We start from the raw sequence: 7,349 nt of genomic DNA on the forward strand, positions 1-7,349 counted from the left end.
TGCGAATTACGTGGTATCCAACCCCGGCAAAATCATCGCGGAATATGCGGAGACCAGGAGCGGGACGAAGCGTCACCGCCCGAAGTTAGCGGAAGCCGCGCAAGTTTGCCGAATTTTCGGAGCCGTGCTGCTGATCGCGCGCCTCGATCGGCTGGCCCGCAACGTCGCGACGATCGCGCAGCTGATGGACAGCAAGGTCGATTTTGTGGCGATCGACTTTCCGCATGCGACCCGGTTCACGCTTCATATCCTCGCGGCGATCGCCGAGCACGAGTCCCGGTTGATCTCCGAGCGCGTGAAGCTGGCCCAAGCGGCCGCCAGGGCGCGCGGGCAGACGTGGTCGCACGGAAGACCACACCGGACGTTTCCGCCCGGATGTGGAGCGGAAAGCGGCCGCGTGCGGCATGCTCGATCGCAGATGCGCATCAAGGACCTGGCCCCCCTCGTCTGGAAAGGGATCGCCGAAGGAAAGTCGTACGCGATGATCGCCAACGAATTCAATCGGCGCGGAATTCGACCGGCGATGAAAGCGCAGTGGCAGCAAGGCTCGATCGGAAACATCGCCAGGGCGACGCGCGACGCCTTCGCCGCAACAGCCAAGAACCGCTTGTTCAGTCCCCCAGGACTGCGGCGGACGAAGATGCTCGACCGCCTCGAAAAGTTCGGGCCGCTGTTGCTCGAATGGAAGACCCTGGGAATGAACTACAGCGCGATGGCGCGCGAACTCGATCGCCTCGGTTATGCCGCGCCCTATGGCCGAGGCTGGGGGCCCGTCTCGACATGGCGATACCTAAAGCGGGCGATTGCCGTCGCAACGGCGAGTGTGCCGTATGAGGCCAGCTCATGAACGAGCAGCCTCTGGTCGGCTACTATCGCGTTTCGACGGCGCAGCAGGGAAAGTCGGGGCTCGGTCTGGAAGGTCAGCGGCTTGCGGTCCGTCGCTACGTCGAAGCCTGTCCCGGGGAGCTGATTGGCGAATTCACCGATGTCATGAGCGGTCGGCGGGATGATCGGCCGCGGTTCCAACAGGCGCTCTGGCATTGCCGCGTTTATGGAGCGAAGCTGGTGGTGGCGCACCTAGACCGAATGTCGCGCAGCTTGTCCCTGATCGTCGGCCTGATGGAAAGCGGCGTCGATTTCGTCGCCGTGAATATGCCGTACGCGAACCGTTTCACGATCCATATCTTCGCGGCCGTGGCCGAATACGAGGTGAGCCTAATGTCGGAGCGCCACAAGGCCGCTATTGCGGCAACGAAGGCGCGCGGCAAGACATTCGGGAACTCCCGCTCGAAGAACTTTCGGCCGTCGCTGGAATCGATAAGAGCGGTATGTCGAGAGAATCGGGAGCGGGCAACCGGCCGGGCCCGCGAGTTTGCGCCGCTACTCTGCGCGCTGCGCGATCAAGGCGCGACGCTCGAAGGCATCGCCGAGCAGCTGACGCTCATGGGTATTGCGACTCCCCGTCACGCGCAAAGGTGGAATGGCGACACTGTTCGAATGATGTTTGAGCGCGCTGGCGAAACGAAACCGAAATCAGGTCAGGGCCGGTGGCGTGACGGGACGGGACGGCTCGTGAACCCACAGATTCCGTTGTTCCTTGGCACTATGAACGGCCTGCATCTCTGACGCCTTCCCCCGTCGCTTTGTGGGCATGATGGCGAGAAGTGAACAAGCGTCGAAGATTGGCCAAACGAAGCAAAACCAATCAAAAGGACGCGACGTCGATCGGCGCTCCCGTGCGTTGAAAACATTGAACGTGGAGGGCATCAGACGGCGAAGCCGAATCACATCCGGAGCCAGCGCCGAACCACAACAGTCCGCTCCGATAATTTGATCTCTCGAAGCCCCCATTCCGCTCTCGGCCATGAATTGCTAATCGCCGTCGGCGGCTTCGCGCCCATTGGGGCTAGTCGCGGTCAACGCGGCAGTTCTCAATTGCGGCCGCGACGCCGGTGACGGGTTTCCTACGACATGAATTGTCAGTCTGCACTGAACTGGCCCCGCCATAGGCGGCATCCAATACATTGATGCGTCGCAGGAATTGGCCGCGGCGTGACGGACCTGTGATCGCCCTTGAATCCGCGAGCCAACGCCGAGAATGGAACGTCAGGCTGTCGCGCCCCAAGCGATCTTTCCGAGGATTGCCTCAACTGCCTTCGCGCCTGCCTCTGTTTGCGCGATCGTGAGTGGAGCCTCACCGAGAAGTTCAGCAAGGGGGTGACGAAGCCAACGATGCGCCTTCTCCTTATCCGCGAACGTGTCCTCAGCTAGGGTTTGAATTCGCAGGAGTCGCTCGGCTTCGCAAGGCCCGCTCCGGGTCACAGACAACGTGATCTTCTCCTTCAGCTCGGCAATCTGCCGCAAGTATCGTCGGCATGTTGCCGCATGGCAAGCAGGCAGATGAGGCGCATTGTTGCGCAAGCTTCAGGCTAAGTTGGTCGATTAGATGCGCGCGAGACGATCGCGTCCCATAGATGCGAATTGTGAGACGCACGCGCAATTGATCATCAGCGATGACGCCATGCCGACCGAACTTCACGACCACTTGGGTCGAACGCGCCGCTACGTCGCCTACTATCGGATGTCGACGGGACGCCTAGATCAGTTCGCGTTCGGCTTCGACGCCCAGCGCGCTGACGTCTTGCGATACGTATCAGCCAATTCTGGACAACTCGTCGCCGAATTCTCGGAGACAGTGAGCGGACGGAAAGTCGATCGGCCAGAACTCGGTCAGGCTCTGTACCTCTGCAGGCTTTTCCATGCTGTCTTGGTCGTTGCTCACCTCGATCGACTCGCCCGAAACGTTCACATGATCAGCCGGCTCATGGAGGCCGGAGTTGAATTCGTTGCGGTCGATTTTCCGCAGGCCGATAAGTTTACCCTTCACGTACTGGCGGCCATCGCCGAATACGAGTCGCAGTTGATCTCGGATCGAGTCAAGGCGGCCTATGCCTCGGCGCGAAACCGAGGCGTGTCGTTGGGGCCCCGCATCAAGAACCCGAACCCAAAACTGGGGCCGGGCGCCGCGGAAATCAGCGCTCGAAATCGGCGCGCTCGTAAGGAGGCACGCGCGCACGACCTCGGGCCGCTCATTTGGAAGGCTAGGGCCGCAGGCAAAAGCAATCGAATGATCGCCGAAGAATTCAATCAAACCGGCGTGCGACGTCGCGGTGCTGTGCCGTGGAACAGTGAGTCAATTTGGACTGTCGCAAGTCAGTCCTATCAAGAGTTCGGTGCGCCTCTCGGACTGCCGCCGCCGACAAATCAGCGAGAAACAATGTCTGCGATAATAAGAGACATCGGTCCGCGCTTGGTCGCGTGGAGACGACAGGGGATGTCGTTCGCGACCATGGCTTCTGAGTTAAATGCCCTTGGCTGTCCCACACCCCGCGGGGGAATTTGGTGGGCCAAAACCGTCAGGCCGTATTTTCGCAGGATTCCGCCCCACTCGCTTCCTGGCAGGGCTCCGAAGGAGACAGCATGAACGATCAACCGCTCGTGGCCTACTATCGGGTATCGACCCGAATGCAGAAAAAGTCTGGCCTCGGGCTCGATGCGCAGCGGATTTCGGTTCGCAACTATATCAAATCGCATCCCGGCAAACTGATCGCAGAATTGACCGAGGTGGAGAGCGGTCTGAAGTGCGATCGCCCTGTGATCCAGGAGGCGCTGTGGTACTGCCGGGTCTACGGCGCAATGCTTGTCGTGGCGAAGCTCGACAGGTTAGCGCGCAGTACCGCCCTGATTGCGGCGTTGATGGAAAGTGGCGTCGATTTTGTCACTGCCGATGTGCCCATGGCGAACCGCTTCACCCTCCACATTCTTGCGGCAGTGGCCGAATATGAAGCCCGGCTGATCTCGGAACGCACGAAGGCGGCTTTTGCCGCCGCCAAGGCAAGAGGGACTCCATTACGCAGCTATCCGCGCGGCGGTCCGCCGGTCCCAGAAGCCACATTGAAAGCCGCAACCCGTGCGCGGCATGAGCGATCAATTGCTCGCGCGCGCCAGTACGCGCCATTGTTCTGCGCGCTGCGCGACCGCGGCGAGACGCTCGCTGGGATAGCGGCTCATCTCGCGTTGATGGGCATAGAGCCAATCAATCACGGCCGAACGTGGTATCCCAGCGTGATAAAGAAGATATTTCGAATCGTTGGAGAACCGCCGCCAAAACCTCGCCGGGGTTACCGCCCAGATCAACGGGGCATGCAATCCCCACCGCTATTGCCGCACCTCACAGGCTCTTTTGACGAACTCAGAACTGAAAGGCAGTTCCAAGTTCCGCCGATCAGGTCGACTGAAGGCATGATTGCGACCTCTAGATGATAACGCGCAAAATTCGGTTTCCACTTCTTGCGGCCATTGCGTTTGCGTCATCATCTGGCATGGCGGCTACGCAGTGGACATTTTGCGTCGCTTCGCACGCTGGAGCGAAGGACGTTTGGATGACGCAGGTCTTTTCTGCCTACGCGCGACGCGAAGTCGTTGAAAGCGAATTGGAGGCATTCCTGAAGCGGGAAAGCCTTTCCGGCTTCGTTGCACAATGCCCGCAGCCCTCGCCTAACAAGGTCGCGGTGGTCAATGCTCAAACGACGGCGATCGAGTTCAATCGGAAGCTTGGCGCGGTTATGCATGAGTTGCGAGAGAAGGAATTTCCGCCACACCAATAGCGCTTCGGATATGCGGTCGAGCGCGTCGGCTGCGGCGCAAAGCTACCTTGCAACCATGTCGTCGAGATCGGGCGGGAGACTAATACCAAAGGCCCTCATTTGTGACCGACGTGGGCCCAATCGCGCATACCGATCGAGGTGATGAGCGCCGGTTGGGCGGTGAGCCTGTTCCAGGCTTCGCAGGCGGCGTCGATGATGTCGTCGTAGGTCTCGAAGACACGGTTGGAGAGCCAATTCTGGCGCAGATATTGCCAGACGTTCTCGACCGGGTTGAGCTCCGGCGAGCGCGAGGGCAGCCAAATCGGCGTGACGTTGGTCGGCATTCTCAGCTCGGGCGTCGTGTGCCAGCCGGCGCGGTCGAAGATGAGAACGGCCTGCGCGCCGGGAGCAACCTTGGCCGCGATCTCGTCGAGATGGAGTTGCATCATCTCAGTGTCGGCGAAGGGCAGCGCCAGCGCTGCGCCCTCGCCCCGAGCGGGGCAGATCGCGCCGAAGAGATAGGCGTTCTCATAGCGCTGATCGGCGGGCTGGCGGGGCCGCGTTCCGCGCCGCGCCCATTACCTGACAAGGCCGTTCTTCTGGCCGATGCGCGCTTCGTCTTGGAACCAGATTTCGATCGGCGTTCCTTCGGGCAAGTCCCGCAGATGCGCGCTCAGGACCTCGGCGAAGTTTATGGGATGGCCCGCCCCTCCTTCCGACGGGATAGTCTCGCCGGGGGTTCAGAAGGAGGAAGGGGTCATGGAAGTTTCCGTTCTCGGCATCGATCTTGGCAAGAACATTTGCAGCGTCGTCGGCCTCGACGCCACGGGCGCAGTCGTTTTACGGCGGCGCGCGAAACGCGAAACGCTGATCGCATTGGCGGCTAGGCTTCGACCTTGCGTGGTGGCGATGGAAGCATGCTGCGGGGCCCATTACCTCGGCCGCGTCTTCGCCGATCATGGGCACGATGTCCGCCTGATGTCGCCCGAATACGTTCGGCCCTACATCAAGGCGCAAAAGAACGACGACCGCGACGCCGAAGGGATCGCTGAAGCGGCGACGCGTCCGACGATGCGGTTTGTCGAGTTGAAGAGCCAGGAGCAGCTCGACATGCAGACGCTGCACCGGTCCAGGGATCGCTTGGTCGGCGAGCGGACCGCCCTGATCAACCAGCTGCGCGCCATCCTGCTCGAACGCGGGATCATCGCGCCCCAGGGCAAGCGAAAACTGGAGCAATTCCTCGTCGGTCTGATGGACGAACAGGGCGGAGCGGGACTGAGCCCGAGGATGATCATGCTGGTCGCCGACGCACGGGCGCAATGGACGGAACTCGATCGACGGATCGCCGCCTTTGACGCCGAATTCATTCGCTGGGTCAAAGAGAACGAGGATGCTCGGCGATTGACGACCATACCGGGCGTCGGCCCGACCATTGCGTCGGCCTTGATCGCCGCCATCGGCAAGGCCGAGACATTCGAGCACGGTCGCGACCTGGCGGCATGGCTGGGTCTGGTTCCCCGTCAACGGACGACCGGCGGCAAGCCGCGGCTGATGGGCATCAGCAAGCGGGGCAACAAGTATCTTCGGAAACTGTTGATCCATGGAGCGCGCGCGGCTTTGCCCCATGTGGCGGAGCGCGACACGTCTCTGGGGCGATGGGCCAAGGGGCTGCTCGCCCGGGTCCATCCCAATGTCGCCGTTGTCGCGCTCGCCGACAAGCTGGCGCGCATTTGCTGGGCCGTGCTGCGCAGCCGGCAGGGTTTTTCCGCCAAGGGGGCTCCCGTGACGGCATGACTATCGGTCGCGGCGCGCAATCGACGCGCTGACGGGCTGACGATGTTTGCGAGCGGTGGAAGCGAGATGGCCTCACAGTCGAACGGCGTTCTGGAAACCTGATTCAAAAAATGGCGCTCGACGCCGCGAATTTTATGAGGACCGGGACGCGCGTATCTCCATCTTGGCCGGGGACATCAGCCCGAGGCCGGATACGTTGAAGCAGACTGAAAGAGGCGCACTCGACAAAACCACTTGCAGACGGGGCGGGCCATACGTTTTTTGAAAGCCGCGACGATCCGCTCGTCTTGCTTGGGATGGCGAGGGCGCGCGCTGATATGCGAGAAGCCGAGCGCCTTGAGAAGCTTGCCGACGCTCCGCTCGTGATACGCGACGCCGAAGCGTCGGGCGATCGCCGCCTTCAGGTCGACACGACGCCAGCGTACGACGCCGTCCGTCTTCGGGTCCGGCCCGGTCTCGACGATCTGCGAGAACTCGGCCAATTGCGCCGGCGTGAGCCGCGGCTTCGGGCCTTCGCTGCGATGATCGAGGAGCCCCCGCGGCCCTTCGGCATTGAAACGATGCACCCAATCGCGCAGCGTCTGGCGGTCCATGCCGCCCATCTTCGCCGCCTCAGCCCGATCCTTCCCCTCGCACACCGCCGCCAGCGACAGCAATCGCCGACTTTGGTTGGCGTCCTTCGACCGTTTGGCGCGTTGTCGCAACTCCGCCGCCGAATAGTCCTCCCGAAGCTTCACTGCAGCAGGCATGGCCACATCCTCCATGCCGTCTTGAATCAGCGATCAAGCGATTCGGGAATCTAGAGGCTTCTGTGAGGTCCGCGGCGCGAAATTGCGCGCGCTCCGGGAGCGGACCTCATTGAAGCCGGATTGAACGAAGGCGCGGGGAGGTTAGCGCTGGCGGCGCTAT

7 protein-coding genes and 2 pseudogenes are annotated in these 7,349 nt (G+C 61.7%); 6 read left to right on the plus strand and 3 right to left on the minus strand.

Features of this window, described 5'->3' with window-relative positions; translation table 11 throughout:
• The coding region (locus ABSF49_RS18580; protein WP_424114130.1) for a recombinase family protein at positions 1–847 on the plus strand (847 nt) is incomplete at its 5' end.
• Complete coding sequence (locus ABSF49_RS18585; RefSeq protein WP_424114131.1) at positions 844–1,626, plus strand: recombinase family protein; 783 nt, start codon at positions 844–846, stop codon at positions 1,624–1,626. The genes ABSF49_RS18580 and ABSF49_RS18585, both read left to right, overlap by 4 nt.
• Before the next feature lie 480 nt (positions 1,627–2,106).
• Here the strand turns inward: ABSF49_RS18585 and ABSF49_RS18590 are convergent, their stop codons facing one another.
• Positions 2,107–2,322: an antitoxin Xre/MbcA/ParS toxin-binding domain-containing protein gene (locus ABSF49_RS18590; protein ID WP_424114135.1), complete on the minus strand. Its 216-nt coding sequence runs from the start codon at positions 2,320–2,322 to the stop codon at positions 2,107–2,109.
• Positions 2,323–2,581: 259 nt separating this feature from the next.
• Between ABSF49_RS18590 and ABSF49_RS18595 the strand changes: the two genes are divergently transcribed.
• From ABSF49_RS18595 to ABSF49_RS18605, 3 genes are all read left to right on the plus strand, one after another.
• Positions 2,582–3,484, plus strand: a complete 903-nt coding sequence (locus tag ABSF49_RS18595; protein WP_424114136.1) for a recombinase family protein — start codon at positions 2,582–2,584, stop codon at positions 3,482–3,484.
• Positions 3,481–4,323, plus strand: a complete 843-nt coding sequence (locus tag ABSF49_RS18600) for a recombinase family protein (RefSeq protein ID WP_424114132.1) — start codon at positions 3,481–3,483, stop codon at positions 4,321–4,323. The genes ABSF49_RS18595 and ABSF49_RS18600 overlap by 4 nt, the downstream gene beginning before the upstream one ends.
• Positions 4,324–4,442: 119 nt before the next feature.
• Positions 4,443–4,667: a hypothetical protein gene (locus ABSF49_RS18605; protein ID WP_424114133.1), complete on the plus strand. Its 225-nt coding sequence runs from the start codon at positions 4,443–4,445 to the stop codon at positions 4,665–4,667.
• Between the two features lie 95 nt (positions 4,668–4,762).
• On the opposite strand, the pseudogene ABSF49_RS18610 reads toward ABSF49_RS18605, so the two are convergent.
• A pseudogene (locus ABSF49_RS18610) lies at positions 4,763–5,338 on the minus strand (IS630 family transposase); the annotation flags it as partial.
• A 67-nt stretch (positions 5,339–5,405) separates the two neighbouring features.
• Between ABSF49_RS18610 and ABSF49_RS18615 the strand changes: the two are divergent.
• Positions 5,406–6,440, plus strand: coding sequence for an IS110 family RNA-guided transposase (locus tag ABSF49_RS18615; RefSeq protein WP_424114134.1), 1,035 nt, complete (start codon positions 5,406–5,408; stop codon positions 6,438–6,440).
• Positions 6,441–6,685: 245 nt separating this feature from the next.
• Here the strand turns inward: ABSF49_RS18615 and ABSF49_RS18620 are convergent.
• Positions 6,686–7,189: pseudogene (locus ABSF49_RS18620) on the minus strand (winged helix-turn-helix domain-containing protein); the annotation flags it as partial.
• Positions 7,190–7,349 lie beyond the last annotated feature (160 nt).

Source organism: Roseiarcus sp. (assembly GCF_049514155.1).
GTDB lineage: Bacteria > Pseudomonadota > Alphaproteobacteria > Rhizobiales > Beijerinckiaceae > Roseiarcus.

What these genes read in the sequence shown, in the direction of transcription:
- ABSF49_RS18585 (WP_424114131.1), top strand. Translation starts at nt 844, where the DNA reads ATGAACGAGCAGCCTCTGGTCGGCTACTATCGCGTTTCGACGGCGCAG.
- ABSF49_RS18595 (WP_424114136.1), top strand. Translation starts at nt 2,582, where the DNA reads ATGTCGACGGGACGCCTAGATCAGTTCGCGTTCGGCTTCGACGCCCAG.
- ABSF49_RS18615 (WP_424114134.1), top strand. Translation starts at nt 5,406, where the DNA reads ATGGAAGTTTCCGTTCTCGGCATCGATCTTGGCAAGAACATTTGCAGC.
- ABSF49_RS18605 (WP_424114133.1), top strand. Translation starts at nt 4,443, where the DNA reads ATGACGCAGGTCTTTTCTGCCTACGCGCGACGCGAAGTCGTTGAAAGC.
- ABSF49_RS18600 (WP_424114132.1), top strand. Translation starts at nt 3,481, where the DNA reads ATGAACGATCAACCGCTCGTGGCCTACTATCGGGTATCGACCCGAATG.